At 65.3% G+C, this 18,955-nt stretch carries 12 protein-coding genes and 2 tRNA genes; 5 read left to right on the plus strand and 9 right to left on the minus strand.

Annotated features, from left to right (window positions below; translation table 11 throughout):
* Positions 1–202 precede the first annotated feature (202 nt).
* Positions 203–1,135 (minus strand): acyl-CoA dehydrogenase family protein, encoded by a 933-nt coding sequence (locus tag ACFQZZ_RS02635; protein WP_378673335.1) that lies wholly within the window; start codon positions 1,133–1,135, stop codon positions 203–205.
* A 135-nt stretch (positions 1,136–1,270) separates the two neighbouring features.
* Between ACFQZZ_RS02635 and ACFQZZ_RS02640 the strand changes: the two genes are divergently transcribed.
* The gene (locus ACFQZZ_RS02640; protein ID WP_378673338.1) at positions 1,271–1,981 is read left to right on the plus strand and encodes a YoaK family protein; all 711 of its coding nucleotides are present in this window, start codon (positions 1,271–1,273) and stop codon (positions 1,979–1,981) included.
* Positions 1,982–2,046: 65 nt separating this feature from the next.
* Here ACFQZZ_RS02640 and ACFQZZ_RS02645 read toward each other — a convergent pair whose 3' ends face one another.
* The 3 genes from ACFQZZ_RS02645 to ACFQZZ_RS02655 all read right to left on the minus strand — a co-directional run bounded on the left by ACFQZZ_RS02645 (position 2,047) and on the right by ACFQZZ_RS02655 (position 4,109).
* The gene (locus tag ACFQZZ_RS02645; protein WP_378673340.1) at positions 2,047–2,262 is read right to left on the minus strand and encodes a hypothetical protein; all 216 of its coding nucleotides are present in this window, start codon (positions 2,260–2,262) and stop codon (positions 2,047–2,049) included.
* A gap of 239 nt (positions 2,263–2,501) precedes the next feature.
* Positions 2,502–2,609 carry a DLW-39 family protein gene (locus ACFQZZ_RS02650; protein ID WP_378673343.1) on the minus strand — a complete coding sequence of 36 codons (108 nt, stop codon included), beginning with the start codon at positions 2,607–2,609 and terminating at the stop codon, positions 2,502–2,504.
* Positions 2,610–2,708: 99 nt separating this feature from the next.
* A complete protein-coding gene (locus ACFQZZ_RS02655; RefSeq protein WP_378673346.1) occupies positions 2,709–4,109 on the minus strand; it encodes a S1 family peptidase in 1,401 nt (466 codons plus the stop codon).
* 316 nt (positions 4,110–4,425) lie between these two features.
* Between ACFQZZ_RS02655 and ACFQZZ_RS02660 the strand changes: the two genes are divergently transcribed.
* The 4 genes from ACFQZZ_RS02660 to ACFQZZ_RS02675 all read left to right on the plus strand — a co-directional run bounded on the left by ACFQZZ_RS02660 (position 4,426) and on the right by ACFQZZ_RS02675 (position 9,420).
* Positions 4,426–4,498, plus strand: a tRNA-Ala gene (locus ACFQZZ_RS02660).
* 391 nt (positions 4,499–4,889) lie between these two features.
* Entirely contained in the window at positions 4,890–5,717 is an 828-nt protein-coding gene (locus tag ACFQZZ_RS02665; RefSeq protein ID WP_378673349.1) for an FAD binding domain-containing protein, read from the plus strand.
* Positions 5,714–8,431 (plus strand): molybdopterin-dependent oxidoreductase, encoded by a 2,718-nt coding sequence (locus tag ACFQZZ_RS02670; RefSeq protein WP_378673352.1) that lies wholly within the window; start codon positions 5,714–5,716, stop codon positions 8,429–8,431. Before ACFQZZ_RS02665 ends, ACFQZZ_RS02670 begins: the two co-directional genes overlap by 4 nt.
* A gap of 17 nt (positions 8,432–8,448) precedes the next feature.
* A complete protein-coding gene (locus ACFQZZ_RS02675) occupies positions 8,449–9,420 on the plus strand; it encodes an antibiotic biosynthesis monooxygenase (RefSeq protein WP_378673355.1) in 972 nt (323 codons plus the stop codon).
* 15 nt (positions 9,421–9,435) lie between these two features.
* Here ACFQZZ_RS02675 and ACFQZZ_RS02680 read toward each other — a convergent pair whose 3' ends face one another.
* The 5 genes from ACFQZZ_RS02680 to gyrB form a co-directional block, all read right to left on the minus strand.
* Positions 9,436–12,609: a multicopper oxidase domain-containing protein gene (locus ACFQZZ_RS02680; protein ID WP_378673358.1), complete on the minus strand. Its 3,174-nt coding sequence runs from the start codon at positions 12,607–12,609 to the stop codon at positions 9,436–9,438.
* Positions 12,610–12,832: 223 nt separating this feature from the next.
* Positions 12,833–12,906: transfer RNA gene (locus ACFQZZ_RS02685), tRNA-Ile, on the minus strand.
* A gap of 133 nt (positions 12,907–13,039) precedes the next feature.
* Positions 13,040–14,185, minus strand: coding sequence for a DUF3566 domain-containing protein (locus ACFQZZ_RS02690; RefSeq protein ID WP_378673362.1), 1,146 nt, complete (start codon positions 14,183–14,185; stop codon positions 13,040–13,042).
* Positions 14,186–14,224: 39 nt separating this feature from the next.
* Positions 14,225–16,741, minus strand: a complete 2,517-nt coding sequence (gene gyrA, locus ACFQZZ_RS02695) for a DNA gyrase subunit A (RefSeq protein WP_378673365.1) — start codon at positions 16,739–16,741, stop codon at positions 14,225–14,227.
* 47 nt (positions 16,742–16,788) lie between these two features.
* Complete coding sequence (gene gyrB, locus ACFQZZ_RS02700) at positions 16,789–18,843, minus strand: DNA topoisomerase (ATP-hydrolyzing) subunit B (protein WP_378673368.1); 2,055 nt, start codon at positions 18,841–18,843, stop codon at positions 16,789–16,791.
* Between the last annotated feature and the right edge of the window lie 112 nt (positions 18,844–18,955).

The following is an 18,955-nucleotide window of genomic DNA, read 5'->3' on the forward strand; positions in this document are numbered from 1 at the left end:
CCAGCTCTGCGACCATCACGCCACGGGCAAGTAAGCCGACCCCAAAAATCTTCGAAAGTGGCGATCCCCACGCACACACAATCGCGGATCATCGCGTAGGATCATTCTCGTCGGCCCCTCCCCCCCGGGCCGACCTTACGCGGGCCTCGGCTAACTCCCCCCCTTCGCCGAGGCCCGCTCCCCATTTCTGGACCAGATCAGGTCACTCGGCCGCGGCGTCCGAATCGGTCGCCAGCGAACGCCAGGCAGCCGTCAGCCGCTGCGCCCGTACCCTTCCGGCCGTCGCAAGCAGCGGGCGATCGCGCTCCCAGCGCTGCTTGACGACCGGGTCCGCGCCAGCCCACAGTGGGTCCAGCTCTACCAACAACTGGTCGAGCAGTTCGAACGCGCCGCCGAGCGCGATATGGACGCCTGGCGAACTCGGTCGATCGATATCGAGGCCGCGCACGGTCGCCACCGCGGCGAGCAGTCGCTGCACCACCGACCGCGGCCATGCGGAATCCCGGCTCACGCGTATCAGCCAGCCGAGCGCCGCGGCGAGTACATGAATGTCCTCGATAGTCCGGAACGGTTTGAGATAGTCCAGGTAGCCGTCCCCCGGCAACATCCGCGCCGTGGCATCCGTGAATGTCACTGTGGCGTGCGGAATCTCGGGGGCGAACGGGATGGCGGGCAGATTGGTCACCCGCACCCCTGGCCCGCCCGCATCGACGAGCACCGCGTGCAGCCGATTGCGGCCATCCGGAGATTCGCCCGAACTGGCGATCACCAGCAGCCGCTGCGCCATGATGCCGAGCGTCGTGAAAGACTTGGTGCCGTGCACCGACCAGCGGCCATCGGTCTCGATGAGCGTGGTGCGGATGGCGGACGGATGCGCGCCGCCTGCCTCGGTCGCCGACACCGCGACCAGTTCATCGGCCGGTAGGTCGGCGATCAGAGTCCGCAATGCTTCCTGGTAACCGGACAGGAACGCGAAACCGAGCCGGTCCGCGCCGAATCCGCCCGCGATCGCCACATCCACCGGTTCGGCGAACCGCTGCGCGACAGCTCGATGCCTCGACCATGCCTCCGCCACGGTATCGAGGGGCACCGGATCAACGGCTTCGGTCAGCAGGTAGTCGAGCACTGAATCCACGTCTGCACCGTACCCGCGGCCGGAACGCTGTCAGGACGGCCACATCCCGGCAAACCAGCGGCGGTGCATAAGCCTATTCACAGGAGCAGCGGGTATCACTGAGGGTCGCCAACCGCTTCGAAAGGAGCCCGACCTGTGCTGAAACCGGACACAGATCGTAGAGAGGCGCTCTACGACAGCGAGGCCAGGCTGTCGTGGGTGCTCGCCGCGCTGGCCGGTCTGATCGGCGCCGCGGCTTTCATGCACACCGCCGGCTACTTCGTCACCTTCATGACGGGCAATACCGAGCGCGCGGTCCTCGGTTACTTCCACGACGAACCCGACATGGCTATCGCGGCGGCCCTGCTGCTGGTGTCGTTCTTGTCCGGCGTGGTTGTCGCCTCCTGGTGCCGCAGGCGGTACTGGTCCGGTCATCCGCACGGCCCGACCCTGCTCACCACCGCCAGCCTCGCCGCGGCCTCGATCGCCGATATCGTCATCTTCCGGGCCGTCGAAACCGACAAGATCGACTTCGTGCCGGTCCTGTTCGTCTCCTTCGGTGTCGGCGCGCTGAACACCTCGTTCGTCAAGGACGGCGAGGTATCGATCCCGCTCAGCTATGTCACCGGAACCCTCGTCAAATTGGCGCAGGGCATCGAACGCCACATGAGCGGCGGCAACTACGCCGACTGGCTCGGATACTTCCTGCTCTATCTGGCCTTCGCCCTCGGCGGGCTATTGGGCGGGCTGTTGAGCCTCATGGTCGCAGGCTGGGCGATGTTGATCACCGCAACCGCCGTCTGCCTCTTGGTCACCTGCTACACCTACTTGCACCTGGACCGCCACGGCCCGCCGACCGAAACCTGATCACCCGAAAAAACGTTGCCCCACTCATCCTGACAGTGGGGCAACGTCTATCGGCACAACCGAGCTCAGGGCAGTGGCTTGACGCCGCCCGATCCGGTCCCGATCAGCTTGCCCAAACCATTGAGCAGGTTGGACGACCCGGCGCCGAACCCGTCGAGATATCCGTTCGAAGGCGCGTCGATGGCGGCGCCCTGCGGTGCTTCCGCCGCCGCCATACCCGAGCCCGCGAGAACGATTCCGGCGGCCGCGAGGGCAACACCGAGCGCACGAATCTTGCTCATATTTTCTTCCTCAAAACTAATTCCGCCGGCACCGTATGCAACCGACCGGCACTGTCTATCAGACCAAATTTGCAGCCGGCGGCCCCCGATAAAACACCGCGCAAACAGCTGGTTAAAGACAGTTCACCGCACCGACTCTCAACAAGTGCGGGCCCTTCACCCACCACCATCGGTTAGTCGGAATACGCCGGCTCACCGGCGCCGCAACCCGCCTATACGGCGATCGGCCAACTCGGGAGTCAGCGAGTGGTTACCTCGTGCCACAGGTCGGCGTCATCGCGCTTGCGCAACTTGGTGATTCCGATGAGAACCGCGACCACGACACCGACCGTCAAGAGAAGTTTCATGGTTCTCAGCGTACTGCGACGGTTGGAATTGGGCCGAGGAGACATTGCCGCTGAACGTGGCGACATAGTGCTGGTCGGGCCGCGCGGGCTCGGCGCGGATCAGCTGGTGCGGATGGTCAAACCCGGGTTGTCCATCAGTACCGTGCTGATCGGCTGGCCGAGGAGCACGGGGAGGTGGCCGCAGTTGCCGTCGAGTGGCGTCTGATGGGTGACGATGGCGCTATTGATGCCGACCGCCTTCGTGCCGGCGAATATCGGTCCACCGCTGTCTCCGCGCTGGGCGCACAAGTTCACATAGAACATATTCTCGACCGGGATACCCTGCTCATCGTGGCCGGGTGCGCCGCGCAACAGACTCCGCTGGCCGACCGCGATCACTGTCCCACAGGAGTATCCGGACTTGAAACCGGATTTGCAGACGCTGTCTCCGACAATCGGTTCCGCCGTTCCGTCGATTCGCAGCACTTCCCGCTCCGCGTCAACGCCGAGCCATCGTCCGCCGCTGCTGCCCGTCGGCAGCTCGGCATCGCTGTCTGTGCCTGCGGCTTGCGCGTCCGGTGCGGGTGCGGTCGATACCAGGTTGTTCTGGAATCGCGCCGCGACAGGCTCGTTGATGCGCAGAATCGAGTAGTCGTGCGGGCTGAAACTGGAATCGCCGAAGTAACCGAGCTCGACGCCGTGTTCCGAGTCGTGAATGTCGAATATCCGCTGCGGCTGCGGCGTCTTCGAGGCCGGATCGACGAGGGTGTTCGGGTCGCAGTGCCCGGCGGTGACGTTCACCGTGTGACCTTCGGCGTCGGTGCCGTTGAAGCCGAACGAGCACATGTACGTCTTGCCCGCGAGCTCGATGCCGTAGGGCTGACCGCCGATGAAGTCCGCGGCGGGTTCGGCATCCGCGATCGCCATGCCGCCGACAGGCGCGTCATCGGGCCGGGCTTCCGGCATCACCGCGAGCAATGTCCGGACCTGCCCCGCCTCGACGGGCAACTGCAGGTCCTTCGCCAGCCGAACCGCGAGGCTGTTGGTCACCACATCGATGCCGTAGCCGATGACCGCATCGGTGACCGAGCTGGACTGACCCGCCAGCCAGCGCTCGAACGCGACGCCGCGGCCATGCAGCGTGACCTCACTGTCGGTGACGGTTTCCACCGTGAACCCTGCCTCCTCGGCCGCAGCCCGAGCGTCCGAGGCATTCACATCATCGGTGAGCGAGACAACCGGGCGGTCGCCGTCCATCCGAATCCCGGCGAAGGCAGCCCGGTGCGCGATACGGGCCGTTGTCGCGAACGCGGCCAGCCGCTGCGCGGTTTCGGCGCGTCGGAGATATTCGTACGCATCGATTCCCAAGTCGCGCCGCACAGCCTCGACCATCCCCTGTGGCAACGGGACGTCCTCGACCTCCGGGGTGGCCGAAGCCGGGTGCGTCGTCGATCCGGCCACTGCCAACGCGACCCAGCAGCAGCCGAGCGCCGCCCGTCGCGCTCGGGTACCCAACCGCATCGAGCTGCCTCCTGACGAAAAGCGACCATGGTTTCCGCCTGCAGCCGATGATGCTATGTCACATCAGTCACAAAATAGACCCAGCGGTTTCTTTGCGTGTCGACGCTCCGGCATCCGCTAACTCTGTCTCGACACGGTCGGCCGACTGCGAGCCTGCCCGCCGATAAGTGGCCTGACCAGTGCATATATTAGTCGCGGCCGCTGGATCGCTTGGCGAACCCGCGCCGCGGCGGAGGGCTGTTTTGACGCTACGAACGGTTGACAGGTAACGTTTCGAGCGCGCATTCATGGAATGCGTGCCGCGGTGAGCGGTGAAGGGGCCTTAGCTCAATTGGCAGAGCACTGCCTTTGCAAGGCAGGGGTTAGGGGTTCGATTCCCCTAGGCTCCACAAACGCGCGTCAGAGCTACTCTGGGCTGCCGAGTCCTGCGGCAGCTTGCGCCACTGCCCGACGGCGACACGACGCCACCGTCGGCCACCACAGGTATCTGACAAAACCCCTGGTCACAGCCTGCGCTACCCGAACATCACCGGGTTCGAGAGGCATGTCTGGGCAGTTCGGTGCATTTCGCGACTCGAGCTAGCGGCTTTCTGATGACGCCGCCGAACACGCAGGTCAACGAGGTCGAGCGCGAAGTCGAACACGGCACTGCGATGTCAAAAGTCAGGTACGTTGACGCAAAGCGAATTCGTGACCGGCGACGCCCCCTACAGGGCGAATTCGCGTCGCGATCGAGCTCGCGGAGCGGCGGCACGGCACCTTCTCCGAAGGAGCAGCGCTTTGGATCTCAACACGATCACCGACATCGTTCGGCGCCCCCCGGACCGACCGGGTGCAGTCTGGCGCAATGGCGACGCGTGGCTGGCCGGGGGAACGTGGCTGTTCTCCACCGAGCAGCCGGATCTGCGCCGGCTCGTCGACCTCACCACGCTCGGGTGGGACAGCTTGGTGCCGAGCGATGCCGGCCTGGAGATCGGCGCAACGTGCACAATCCGTGAGCTGAACGCCTTCGCACCGCCGAGCGACTGGCGCGCCGGCTCGCTATTCGCCACCAGTTGCGAGGCGTTCCTGTCGTCGTTCAAGATCTGGAACGCGGCGACGGTCGGCGGCAATATCTGCATGTCGCTGCCCGCAGGCCCGATGATCACAATGACGGTCGCGCTCGAAGCCACCTACACGCTGTGGGCCGCGGATGGGTCCGAACGCATCGTTGATGCGGCCGATTTCATCACGGGCGACCACCGCAACGTCCTCGCCGAGGGCGAGATCCTGCGACGCATCGACATCCCGGTCAGCGCGCTTCGCAAGCGGCACACGCACCGACGGTTCACCCTGACGCACCTGGGCCGCTCGACACTGTTCATGATCGCCACTCAGTCGCCGGGCACCGCCGACCTGCTGCTCACCATCACGGCCGGCACCACGCGTCCCGTGCGCATGGCGTTCGACACCATGCCCGACGCCGAGACGCTGCGGCAGCGCATCGAGGCGATACCCGAAGACCTGTGGTTCAGCGACCCGAACGGCACGCCCGACCACCGTCACCACCTGGCCGGACACTTCGCCGAGGAGATCCGAATCGAGTTCGCCGAAGAAGGCCGGGCATGACGTACACCGTGAACGGAAACACCTTCGAAGACGAGCCGAAGCCAGGTCAATGCCTGCGCACGTTCGTGCGCTCGCTCGGCTGCCACGGCGTCAAGAAGGGTTGCGACGCAGGCGATTGCGGCGCATGCACGGTGTGGCTCGACGGCAACCCGGTGCACAGCTGCGTCACGCCCGCGTTCCGCGCCGACGGGCGCGAAGTCACGACGATCGAAGGCCTCGGCTCGTCCGAGGACCTGCACCCGATGCAGCGGCAGTTCCGCGACGCCCCCGGCTTCCAGTGCGGCTTCTGCACCGCAGGCATGATCATGACCGCGGTGTCGCTCACCAACGCCCAGAAGGTAGACCTACCTCGCGCGCTGAAAGGCAACCTCTGCCGTTGCACCGGCTACCGGTCGATCGAAGATGCGGTAAACGGCGTCGCTGAGATCGAGGTCGCCCGGCCGGGTCGGGCCGTCGGAACGAGCGTCGGCGCTCCCGCCGCCACCGAGGTGGTGACGGGCCGCGCCGAGTTCACAATGGACACCGCGATCGACGGCATGCTGCACCTCAAAGTGCTGCGCTCACCGCACGCCCATGCCCGCATCGTGTCCATCGATAAGACCGCGGCGCTCGCGGTCCCCGGCGTGCATCGCGTGTACACCTGGGAGGATGTGCCGCGGAAGCGCTTCACGACCGCGATACACACCGATCACCTCGTCGATCCCAACGACACCTTCATCCTCGACAACACGGTGCGCTTCGTCGGTCAACGGGTGGTCGCGGTGCTGGCCGATACCGTCGGAGCCGCAGAAGAGGGCTGCCGCAGTGTGACTGTCGAATACGAGGTGCTGCCCGCGGTCTTCGACCCGGAAGCGGCGATGGCCGACGGCGCTCCCCAGCTGCATGGCTCAGAGGACCCGTTCGTTCGAGATCCCGAGCACAACATCCTGCTCGAGATCCACGGGCACGTCGGTGACGTCGAGGCGGGGTTCGCCGAGGCCGATGTGATCCACGAGGGCACGTACTTTTCGCCGCGTGTGCAGCACGCCCATCTCGAGACGCACGGATCGATCGCATGGATGGACGACGGTCGTCTGCATCTGCGCACCAGCTCGCAGTCCCCATCGATCGCCAAGGGCAAGATCGCCTATCTCTTCGACCTTCGTCCCGATCAGCTGCGCGTGTTCAGCAAGCGTGTCGGCGGCGGGTTCGGCGGCAAGCAAGAGGTTATTTCCGAAGATCTGGTCGCCCTCGCAGCATTGGACACCGGGCGGCCGGTCTGTCTCGAGTTCACCCGCGAGGAGGAGTTCACGACGGCGTCACCACGGCACCCGATGAAGCTGACGATCAAGCTCGGCGCACGGGCCGACGGCACGCTCACCGCGTTCCAGGTCCGCAATGTGTCGAACACCGGCGCCTATGGCAACCACGGCGGCGAGACGCTGTTCGCGGGTGGGGCCGCCATCGCGATCTACCGTTGCCCCAACAAGAAGGTCGACGCCTACTCGGTCTATACAAACACCGTGCCCAGCGGCGCGCTGCGCGGCTACGGCATGACCCAGCCGGCATTCGCGGTGGAGTCCGCCATGAACGAGCTGGCGATCGCGCTCGCCATGGATCCGTTCGAGCTGCGGCGGCGCAACATCGTGCGTCCCGGTGATGCCCTGGTGGCGTTCGACGACGGCCCCGACGACGTGACGTTCAGCGAGGACGGCCTTACGCAATGCATCGATCTCGTCGACGCCGCCCTCCAGCGCAACGCCGCCGAGCCGCCACCGGGAGCCGGGTGGCTCGTCGGCACCGGCGCCGCCAGCTCGCTGCACGAGACCGCGCCCCCGACCGACCACCTCTCCGAGGCATGGCTGACCCTCGGCGATGACGGCGTCTACGAGCTCGCCATCGGCACCGTCGAGTTCGGCGAGGGAACGTCGACCGCGCATGTGCAGATCGCGGCCAACCAACTCGGCACCACACCGTCGCGGGTACGCATCGTGCAGTCCGACACCGACCGAACCGGCTTCGATACGGGGGCGTTCGCCAGCGCCGGTCTCTTCGTAGCCGGAAACGCGGTATTGCGGGCGTCCAACGCCTTGCGCGATCGCATCCTGGCGGTGGCCGCCTCGCATACGCGGGTCGACGTCGCTTCGTGCTCGATGGACGACGACGGGATCGTCTGCGGCGACAGCCGCTTGTCGCTGGTGGAGCTGGTCGAGGTGGCGCGCCGACGTGGTATCCGGTTGACGGAGGCGCGCAAGGCCTTCGGGTCGCCGCGCAGCGTTGTGTTCAACAGCCACGGCTTCCGTATCGCCGTCCACCAGGTGACCGGTGAGATCCGCATCCTCTACAGCGTGCATGCCGCCGACGCCGGAGTCGTCATCAACCCGGTGCAGGTGCGCGGCCAGATCGAGGGCGGCGTCGCGCAGGGCATCGGCTTCGCGCTGACCGAGAACTTCCACGTCGACGAGAACGGCGGCATGGTCAACCCGAACCTGCGCAACTACCGCATCCCGACCTATGCCGATATTCCCCGGACCGAGGTGCTCACGGTCGACTCGACGGATTCTGTCGGTCCACTGCATTCGAAGGGCATCGCGGAATGCTGCATCAACCCGGTGGCGCCCGCACTGGCGAACGCGCTCGAGAACGCGACGGGGGTCCGCTACCGAGCGCTGCCATTCACACCGGAGCGTATCTACCGCCGACTAGGCGAGAACACCGGTTCCGTCGAGGGCTGAGCCGGGAGGAGAGAGCGATGGCAGCCGGAAAGCTCACCGAGGACGCCGCGACAGTCATCATCGGCCAGAAGGTGTGCGCCGGTTTCGAGCGGGACTTCGAGACCTGGCAGGAGAACACGAACGCGGCGGCCTCCGGCTACGCCGGATTCCTCGGCGCCCAGATCAGCGCCCCGACCGCCGTGCAGGCCGACTGGGTCGTGGTCTACCGCTTCGACACCGTCGCCCACCTGCAGGCCTGGCTGAACAGCGCCACCCGTCAGGACCTTCTCGACAAGGGCAGGCAATACTTCGACGGCCCCGCCACCCAACAGGTCATCAGCGGCGGCACGCGGCCCCCTGATCCTCTCGTCACGGTCGTCGTCACCCACCGCGTAAGTCGCGACAGCGTCGCCGATTTCCTTGCCTGGCAGACTCATCTGACGCAGGAGGAGGCCAAATTCGAAGGCTTCCGCGGCAGCGAACTCTTCCGTCCCATCGAAGGCGTTCAGGACGAGTGGACCGCGCTCTACCGCTTCGACACCGCCGCGAACCTGGCCACGTGGCTCACCTCGGACCGACGCCGGGAACTCCTCGCCGAGGGCGAAAAGTTCAGCGATTTCGAGTTGCGCACCATCGACAACTCGTTCGGCAATTGGTTCGCCTTCGACGAGAACGGCAACGGGGCTGCCGCTCCGTCTGACACCAAGACATCCATCGCGGTCTGGGTCGGTCTCTATCCGACCGTTGTGCTGCTCACCCTCGCGCTGTCCCCCTTGAAAATGCCGCTGTGGCTGGGGCTGCTCATCGGCAACCTGCTGTCCAGCTTCACCATGAGTTTCTTCACGATGCCGTATTACGTGAACCGGCTGCTGAAGCGGTGGCTGCGTCCGCCCCCGGACGCGCCGGCGGCGAAGACGAATCTCGCGGGCATCGCCGTCGTCACCGCTCTCATGCTGGCCTGGGTCGTCATCTTCTACGTGGTGACCACCCAGCTCTGGACACTCCCCTGACCGGTCCGGTACCCGCTACCGGCCGGCGAGCGGCGGCGCCCCGGTCGATATGGCAGTCGGGGTAACCGTGTTCAACAGCGTCGGTGTCAGGGTTGTGGCGTCCGGGCCGGCTCGACCAAGTCCGTACTTTCTGACCTCGGTCCCATTCACCGCGACTCCACTGACGAGCAGATCGGCGCCGGAGGTCGTGCTGGTGGTCGCCACCCGAACCCCAGCGCCGACGCCGAAGGGGGCGAATGACGTTATCTCTCGGAAGGAGACCGTGTCCGAATGATGGTTCGGGCTCTCGGTATACATCGCCGGCCCGCCGTCGAGCCGCGACCCGCTCGACCAAACCCGCACCATGCCGTCGCCGCCGAGCATGCCCGTGACGATGCTCTTCGCCCCGCCCTCGGCGCCGCCTACCCATCCTGTCGAGAGCGAGACCCCGCCAAGGTAGTTCTCGTCGAAGGCCAGGAAATCCGAGGTCATCTCCGGCTCACCCGGATGATCCTGCGGATGGGCCGTGCCCTTCGCCGCCGCGGCGGCGGTTGGCGTGTAGAGGTCGTATCGGAAGGTCTTCACCCGCGGCGGGTCGCCGGGGCCCGGGGCCGTCACAATGCTGGCCCGGCCCGAGGAGGTGTCGACCATCCCGGTGGCGACAGTGACCCCCGCCTTCGATCCGGGATACGGCGTGAAGCTCGAGAACAGCTCGGGCACCTGGCCCTGCTCACCGGGCAGCGTCGAGGAGAATACCTTCACTTCCGATTCGATGCCCGGACCCGAGCTCACGATGATGTTGTCGGCCAACGCATTGCCATCGATATCGACGCCGGCGACATCGACGCCGCCACGGAACTCACGCCCGAAGGGGCTGAACCGAGTCAGTTCGGCGCTGAACGGTGCGTCGCCGACGCCGTTGTACGCGACGACCTCGGGGCCGACGCCCTCACCGGTCCCGGAGACCAGGTCGAGCACCCCGTCGCCGTTGACATCCGCCATGGCAACGGTCGGCGTGCCCTCGAACGAGGCGAACGGCGTGACGGTCGCGACCAACTTGTCGCCATTGCCGTCATAGACCTGCACGGTCGCGGGCTTACCCGGCGACCCTTGAATCGCCACCGCGTACGTCGATACCTCGGGGATTACATTGACGATCGCCATCAGGCCGTTGTCCTCGTGGTTGAGGCGATGGCAGTGGATCACGAAGGTGCCGGTGTACTCCGTGAACTTCGACCGCAACGTCACCGAAGCCGGTACCAGCGCGTTCTCGTTCTCGTCGGTGACGGGAGCGGGGACATTGACATTGTCCTCACCCCACATCTGTACTCCGATACGGGAATTCGCCACCGGATCGACGATTTCCATCACCTGGAAGTCGTTCACATGGATGTGCATCGGGTGCTCGTCGTTGTTCAGGTTCGTGATCAACCACTCCTCGACCGAGTCGAGTCGCGGCTGGAGCAATGGGATGTTCGGGAAGGTGTTGCCGTCGAACTCGTAGGTGAAGGCCTTGGGATCGCTGTTGCTTGCCTTGTCGTTGCCGAAGCCGCCCGAGACCGTCAGCGTGCGTTGCACGTCGGGCGTGGTGACCGATGTGTCGACGAAGGAGGTGTAGGCGTCGAGCTTCTGGCCGGGCACGAACAGCGTGGTCCGCCCTTCGCCGCTGTCGGGCCGCACCTGGAGGAGCTTCTGTGTGGGGAAGGTGAAGAAGCCGTCCTCGTAGCTGATGACCGAGGGGTCGACGCGGACTGTGCCCAGTACGGCGGGCGGGTGGTCGGTGCCGTTGTTCGTATAGAGCACGCCGGGCTCCGTGATGGGCCTGGCGCCTGGTAGAGGTGGCATCTCGAGTACAAGATCGCCGGTCCTCGGCATCGTCACGGCGATCGCGTAGCGCGATGCCGGCGGGATTACGAGACGGGTGCCGTCACCGTCGACCGGCACCTGGACCTCGGTGAAGGGGAGGCCGTCTTGACCGACGATGGCGAACTTCGGATGGTTTCCGGTCGCCGTCTCGGTCAGCCTGACGGGCATATAGGCGAAGTCACTGATGTTCGCCAAGACCCAGATCTCGGTCTGCCCCGGCTTCAGCTTCAGTGCGGGCTGGAACTGCCCGTTGATCGTGAACTGCACGTCGCGCTGGTTGTCCGGTAGCGCGAGGTCCGCGGGAATCGCGATGGGCGACACGGACTTCGGATCGCTGGTGAAGCTCTGCAGGTTACTCGGCACGAACTGGTTCTGACCACGGTGATTGGCCGGCGAAAGTGGTCCGCTGTACCAGTTGGTGACATACCTCGAGCCCTTCGTCGTCGACGCGAAGTTCACCGGGGCCAGGCTCGGCCGGTACGTGCCGTCGGCGAGCTGCGATCCCTCCGGAGGCCGCAGCGTGCTCACGTACTGCGGCCAATTCGGGTCGTTCAACTGGTGACCGCTGCCCTTGCGGTCGAAAACGAAGTTGTACTGCAGCGCCATGTCGCGGATCGGGATGTTGTTCCGCGTCACCAGCGGCAGGTTGCCGTCGGGTCGTCCGATCTCCAGTAGACCCGCGAGCCCCTTGTAGGTCTGCTGAGCCGAGAGCGTGTGGCGATGGCTGTGGTACCAGTACATGCCGTTCGACATATCCTGCGGCACTGCAAAGTCATAGACGTTGCCCTTGCCCGCAGGTATGTCGAGCAGGACATTATCGGCGTTGCCGCCGGGACTCACGTGAAGCCCATGGGTGTGCAGGTTGAGCGGCGACGATGCGAGGGCAGGCGGGTAGATCGGAACGTCTCCACCCGCGGGGGTGAAAGCGGGGTCGTAGTAGTCCGCGAGCGTCAGGCCCTGCAGATCGTTGTCGTAGTGCACGATCAAGCGCTCGCCCGGATCGACACGCAGTGTCGGCGCCGGGTATTGGTTGTCACCCTTGGTCGAGCCATCCGAGGCGGTGCCTTTGATTACCTCGTAGCCGAAGACCAGGAAGTTCGAGACCGGCGTCGAGACCGTGTCGAGGGCGATAGTGCCCTGATGGGCCGACAGCCGCACTTCGAGAACGCCGTCCTTGCTTGTGAGCTTGACCGGCTCCCGGTACGCGACCGGGGCGGCGTCGGGACCGGCGTTGCCACCGCCCGACGTCCTCGACCCATCGGTCCCGCACGCGGCGAGCAGCAGTATGACGGACGCGGCGACAGCTGCGACTAGAACAATCGGCTTCCTGCGATGGGTGACCATAGGTTCCCGTTCCACAACGGCGGATGAGCGGCTGCGCTACGAAGCATCGATCGACGACAGACTACCCAGGAAATGGCCTGGTACCGCAATAAATCCGAGTGAGTGGCCAGGGCGTCCGTAGTGCAATAGCCGGGCTCGGTGGGGTTTTCAATGGCGGCCATCTACACCGTCGACACGCGGACGGGGGCAGCACCGAATGACCAGGAATTGGTCGAGGTGGGAGTGGGCCTAGGAGGACTTGAACCTCCGACCTCTTCGTTATCAGCGAAGCGCTCTAACCGCCTGAGCTATAGGCCCTCAACCGGTCCGGATTCCCCGCCGAAGCTGTTAACCGAACCGAGGCACGAGATTACCCTACCGGTCTGCTGAAGACCAAAACGGCCGGTAGCGGCCCTGTGCAGGGTCGCTACCGGCCGACTGGAAACCGTCCCTAGTCGGGGTCGGCCAGGGTTATCTGGATGCCGCCGACGAGGTCGCAGCACTGGTTGTAGATGAAGGTGCCGACGGTCGCGAGTGCGGTGACGAGCACCACGTTGATCAGACCGATGACACCGGCGTAGCCGAAGACCGTGCCCGCGTCGATCCCCACCGAACCGCTGTCGTGCGACACCATATCGTTGACGGTGTTGTTGAGCCGCTCCCACACACCCATACCCTCGAGCACGATGTAGAGCAGACCGACGGCGAGCATCCACACGAAGAACATCGCCACGCTGATCACCAGCGAGATCTTCAGCGTGGACCAGGGGTCGATCCTGCGGATCTGCACGGTCGCCCGCAGCGGCTCGCCCGAGGCGACGGCCGCGGCCACCGCGACAGGCACTGCGGGCGAGATGGGCGGCTGCGGACCCGTTGTCTCCATCGGCGGCAACGGGTGTCGGATCTCGGAGAGGTCCGGCATGTCCTTGATCAGCTCCGGCCGCGCGATGCTGCGCGTCGGTCCGTCGATGCCGACCGACTTCACCATGGCCGCTTCCTTGCGGGCCGCCTTGGCCGCGAGGTCGGTGGTGGTGCGTGCGTTGGTCGCACTACCACCGAGTCCGCCGCCGCCGCTGCCGCCGCCGAGACCACCCGACCCGGTGCTCGGGCGACCGGTTACCGGCGCCTGACCCGGGCGGTACAGGTTGGACTGCGGCTCCCGTTGCGGCAACTGCCCCCAACCATCCTGCTGGTAGGGCGACTGGCCCCCGCCGTTGCCGAGGGCCTGGTCACCACCGCTCTGCTGCTTGGGCTCTTGGGAGTTGTTCACCCGCACCGTCGACTGGTCGAACGCTGCGGGGGCGGGCCGCTCGCCGGAGTTCTGCTCCGGCGCCGACTGCTGCTGTGGCGGCTGCTGCTGTGGCGACCCCTGCTGCGGGGTCCCTTGCTGCGGACCCCCCTGCTGAGGCGCGAAATCGCCCTGCTGGTTGGACATTTCATGCGGCTGGGCACCACCCTGCGGGCCACCCTGCTGCCCGTTCTCGGCCGAAGCGACCGGCCGAGGGATCGGCCGAGGCGGAATCGGTGACGGTGCGATCCGTTCGGTCACGCCGTTCGTCTGGTGCCGCTCGTCATTCGGCTGATTCGGAGTGGTCAATGGGAATCCTTAGATCCGTTCGTTGCCGCCGCTGTGGGGTTACTGTTCGGGAGAACCGGTGGTGTCGTCGTCGCCGTCGACCAATTCGGGCTCGTCGGCATTGCGCGCGATAGCAAGCAACGTATCGCCATCGCCGAGGTTCATCAATCGCACGCCCTTGGTCTGTCGTCCAGCCTTGCGAACCTGCTTCGCCGCCGTCCGGATAACGCCGCCTCCAGACGTGATCGCATACAACTCATCCTCGTCGTCGACGATGAGCGCACCGACCAGGGTGCCACGCTTGATGTCGTACTGGATAGTCAATACACCTTTACCACCGCGACCCTGCGCCGTGTACTCCTCGATGGCGGTGCGCTTGGCGTAACCACCGGAGGTCGCGACCAGCAGATAGGTCCCCTCGCGAACCACGTTGAGCGACAACAGCTCATCGTCGGCGTTGAACCGCATGCCCTGTACACCCGACGTTGCGCGGCCCATCGGACGCAGCGCCTCGTCGGTGGCCGAGAAGCGGATCGACTGGCCCTGTGCCGAAACCAGCAGCAGGTCGTCCTCCGCCGAACACAGCACGGCGCCGACCAGTTCGTCCTCGTCACGCAGGTTCACCGCGACGATGCCGCCGCTGCGGTTGGAATCGAAGTCCGAGAGCTTGGACTTCTTCACGAGGCCATTCCTGGTGGCCAGCACCAGATATGGGGCGTCCTCGTAGCCCTTGATCTGGATGATCTGGGCGATCTTCTCGTCCGGCTGGAACGCGAGCAGGTTGGCAACGTGCTGACCGCGCGCGGTCCGGCTTGCTTCGGGCAGCTCGTAGGCCTTGGCCCGGTAGACCCGGCCCTTGTTCGTGAAGAACAGCAGCCAGTCGTGCGTCGAGCTGATGAAGAAGTGCTTGACGATGTCGTCCTGCTTGAGCCCCGCGCCCTGCACGCCCTTACCGCCGCGCTTCTGGCTGCGGTACAGGTCGGTCTTGGTGCGCTTGGCGTAGCCGGTCTCGGTGACCGTGACGACCACGTCCTCGCGGGCGATCAGGTCCTCGTCAGCCATGTCGCCGTCATTGGCCACGATCTTGGTGCGCCGCTCGTCGCCGTACTTCTCGACGATCTCGGCCAGCTCGTCGCGCACGATCGCGCGCTGCCGCTCCGGCTTTTCGAGAATGTCCTTGAGGTCGGCGATTTCGGCCTCGATCTTGGCCAACTCGTCGACGATCTTCTGCCGTTCCAAGGCAGACAGCCTGCGCAGCTGCATGTCGAGGATGGCGGTGGCCTGGATCTCGTCGATATCGAGCAGCTGCATCAGGCCGGTGCGCGCGGTGTCGGTGTTGGCCGAGCGCCGGATCAGCGCGATGACCTCGTCGAGCGCGTCAAGAGCCTTGACCAGCCCGCGCAGGATGTGAGCCCGCTCCTCGGCCTTGCGCAACAGGTAGCGGGTGCGCCGGATGATGACTTCCAACTGGTGCTCGACGTAGTACCGGATCATCTGATCCAGGCGCAGTGTGCGCGGCACGCCGTCGACGATCGAGAGCATGTTGGCGCCGAAGCTGGTCTGCAGCTGGGTGTGCTTGTAGAGGTTGTTCAGCACCACCTTGGCCACGGCGTCGCGCTTGATGGTGACCACGATCCGCATACCCGCGCGGTCGGAGGACTCGTCGTGGATATCGGAGATGCCCGCGATCTTGCCGTCCTTCACCTGCTCCGCGATGGAGTTGACGAAGTTGTCGGTGTTGACCTGGTACGGCAGCTCGGTGATGACGATCGTGGTGCGCCCACGGTTGTCCTCTTCGATCTCGACCACGCCGCGCATACGAATCGAACCGCGGCCGGTGGTGTAGGCGTCGTGGATACCCTGACCACCGACGATGAGGCCGTAGGTCGGGAAGTCCGGGCCCTTGACCCGCTCCATGCAGGCCGCGAGGGTGGACTCCTCGTCGGCTTCGAAGTTGTCCAGCGCCCAGTAGATCGCGTCGGCCAGCTCGTTCAGATTGTGCGGCGGGATGTTGGTCGCCATGCCGACCGCGATGCCGTTGCTGCCGTTCATCAGCAGTGCGGGCACCCGAGCGGGCAGCACGGTCGGCTCCTGCGAGCGACCGTCGTAGTTCGGTGTGAAATCGACCGTCTCGTGGTCGATTTCGCGCAGCATCTCCATCGCGAGCGGGGTCAGGCGGCATTCGGTGTAGCGCATGGCGGCCGCGCCGTCGTTGCCGCGAGAACCGAAGTTGCCCTGGCCGTCGACCATCGGGTAGCGCAGCGACCACGGCTGCGCCATCCGCACCAGGGTGTCGTAGATCGAGGCGTCGCCGTGCGGGTGATAGTTACCCATGGTCTCGGCGACCGGGCGGGCGGACTTCACGTACCCGCGGTCAGGCCGGTAACCGTTGTCGTACATCGCGTAAAGCACCCGGCGGTGCACCGGCTTGAGGCCGTCGCGGACGTCGGGCAGCGCACGGCCGACGATCACGCTCATCGCGTAATCGATGTAGCTGTTCTGCATCTCGTTCTGGATATCGACCGGCTCGATCCGGTCACCCGCCCCGCCGTTGGGTGGCAGCGTGGTTTCAGTCATCTAAAAAGTCTCCTTTGGCACCGGACGTGGAATGGGCGTCACGTCGGTTACACGTCGAGGAAGCGAACGTCCTTGGCATTGCGGGTGATGAAGCTGCGACGCGCCTCGACGTCCTCACCCATCAGGATGGAGAACAGCTCGTCGGCCGCGGCGGCATCGTCCAGGGTGACCTGACGCAACACCCGCACCGAGGGATCCATGGTGGTCTCCCAGAGTTCCTTGGCGTTCATCTCGCCGAGACCCTTGTAGCGCTGGACGCCGTCGTCTTTGTTGATCTTCTTGCCCGCGGCGAGACCGGCCTCCATCAGACCATCGCGCTCCCGGTCGGAGTAGGCGAACTCCGGATCGGACCGCTGCCACTTCAGCTTGTACAGCGGCGGCTGCGCGAGATACACGTGCCCGTGCTCGACCAGCGGGCGCATGAAGCGGAACAGCAGCGTCAGCAGCAGCGTCGAGATGTGCTGACCGTCGACGTCGGCGTCGGCCATCAGCACGATCTTGTGGTATCGCAGCTTGGCGATATCGAACTCGTCGTGGATACCGGTGCCGAAGGCGGTGATGATCGACTGGACCTCGTTGTTCTTGAGGACGCGGTCGATGCGAGCCTTCTCGACGTTGATGATCTTGCCGCGCAGCGGCAGGATCGCCTGGTACATCGAGTCGCGGCCGGACTTGGCCGAGCCACCGGCGGAGTCACCCTCCACGATGTAGATCTCGGACTTGCTCGGATCCTTGGACCGGCAATCGGCCAGCTTGCCGGGCAGACCACCCAGATCGGTGGCGCTCTTGCGGCGCACCAACTCTCGGGCCTTACGCGCGGCGACGCGGGCCTGTGCCGAGGAGACCGCCTTGTTCACGATGGTCTTCGCGTCGGCCGGATTGGCTTCGAACCAGTGCGCGAGGTGCTCGTTGCACGTCCGCTGCACGAATGACTTGACCTCGGTATTGCCGAGCTTGGTCTTGGTCTGGCCCTCGAACTGCGGCTCGCTGACCTTCACGCTGACGATCGCGGCAAGACCCTCGCGGATGTCGTCGCCGGTGAGACTGCCGTCCTTCTCCTTGATCAGCTTCTTGTCTTTGGCGTACTTGTTGACCACCGTGGTGAGCGCCGCGCGGAAGCCCTCTTCGTGGGTGCCGCCCTCATGGGTGTTGATGGTGTTGGCGAAGGTGTGCACCGACTCCGAGTAACCGGAGTTCCACTGCATGGCCACCTCGAGCTCGTGCCCGGTGCCCTTGCCGGTGAACCCGACGACAGAGTTGTGGATGGCCTGCTTGGTCCGGTTGATGTGCCGAACGAAGTCCTCCAGCCCACCCGGGTAGTGGTAGGTCCGCGTCTTCACCTTGTGCTCGACCGGCGCGGCGGGCGCGTTCGGGTCGGCATGCTTGGGCGCCTCGGCGGTCTCGCTCACCACCTCGTCGATGACATCGGTGTCGCTGACGCGCTCATCGATGAGGACGATGGTGAGGCCCTTGTTCAGGAACGCCATCTCCTGCAGGCGGCGCGCGACCGTCTCGAAGTTGTAGGTGGTGGTCTCGAAGATCTCGGAATCGGCCCAGAAGCGGATGGTCGTTCCGGTCTTCTTGGACGTTTCGCCCCGCACCAGTTTGCCCGGCTCGGAGGCCTTGTAGGTCTGGCTCCAGTGATAGCCGTCGCGGTCGATCTCGGCCTCCAGCCGGGATGACAGCGCGTTCACCACGGAGATACCGACACCGTGCAGACCACCGGACACCGCGTAGGAGTCGGAGTCGAACTTGCCGCCCGCGTGCAGCTGGGTCATGACGACCTCGATGGTCGGCACACCTTGCGCGTGCATCGCCACCGGGATACCACGGCCGTCGTCGACGACCTCGACGCCGCCGTCGGCGAGCAGGGTGACCTGAACCTTGCTCGCGTATCCGGCCATCGCCTCATCGACGGAGTTGTCGACGACTTCCCAGATCAGGTGGTGCAGGCCGCGCTCGCCGGTGGAGCCGATGTACATGCCTGGGCGTTTGCGGACCGCCTCGAGGCCTTCCAGCACCGTGATGGAGGAGGCACCGTAATCCTGCTTGCCCGATGTCGCGTTGGTCGAGCCCGATTCATTGGAGTCGTTGGCAGCCACTGGTCGGTAGCTCTCCTTACTTGCTGATCCTCGGCGCAGCGGTCGGATAGCACACGTGGGGCCCGAGTCTTGTCTGCTCGAGATTTACGGGTCCACGCGCGGGCTGTGCCGA

This window comes from Nocardia sp. GCM10030253, from assembly GCF_042675075.1.
Lineage (GTDB): Bacteria > Actinomycetota > Actinomycetes > Mycobacteriales > Mycobacteriaceae > Nocardia.

What these genes read in the sequence shown, in the direction of transcription:
- ACFQZZ_RS02675 (WP_378673355.1), top strand. Translation starts at nt 8,449, where the DNA reads ATGGCAGCCGGAAAGCTCACCGAGGACGCCGCGACAGTCATCATCGGC.
- ACFQZZ_RS02645 (WP_378673340.1), bottom strand. Translation starts at nt 2,262, where the DNA reads ATGAGCAAGATTCGTGCGCTCGGTGTTGCCCTCGCGGCCGCCGGAATC.
- ACFQZZ_RS02670 (WP_378673352.1), top strand. Translation starts at nt 5,714, where the DNA reads ATGACGTACACCGTGAACGGAAACACCTTCGAAGACGAGCCGAAGCCA.
- ACFQZZ_RS02680 (WP_378673358.1), bottom strand. Translation starts at nt 12,609, where the DNA reads ATGGTCACCCATCGCAGGAAGCCGATTGTTCTAGTCGCAGCTGTCGCC.
- ACFQZZ_RS02655 (WP_378673346.1), bottom strand. Translation starts at nt 4,109, where the DNA reads ATGCGGTTGGGTACCCGAGCGCGACGGGCGGCGCTCGGCTGCTGCTGG.
- gyrA (WP_378673365.1), bottom strand. Translation starts at nt 16,741, where the DNA reads ATGACTGAAACCACGCTGCCACCCAACGGCGGGGCGGGTGACCGGATC.
- ACFQZZ_RS02650 (WP_378673343.1), bottom strand. Translation starts at nt 2,609, where the DNA reads ATGAAACTTCTCTTGACGGTCGGTGTCGTGGTCGCGGTTCTCATCGGA.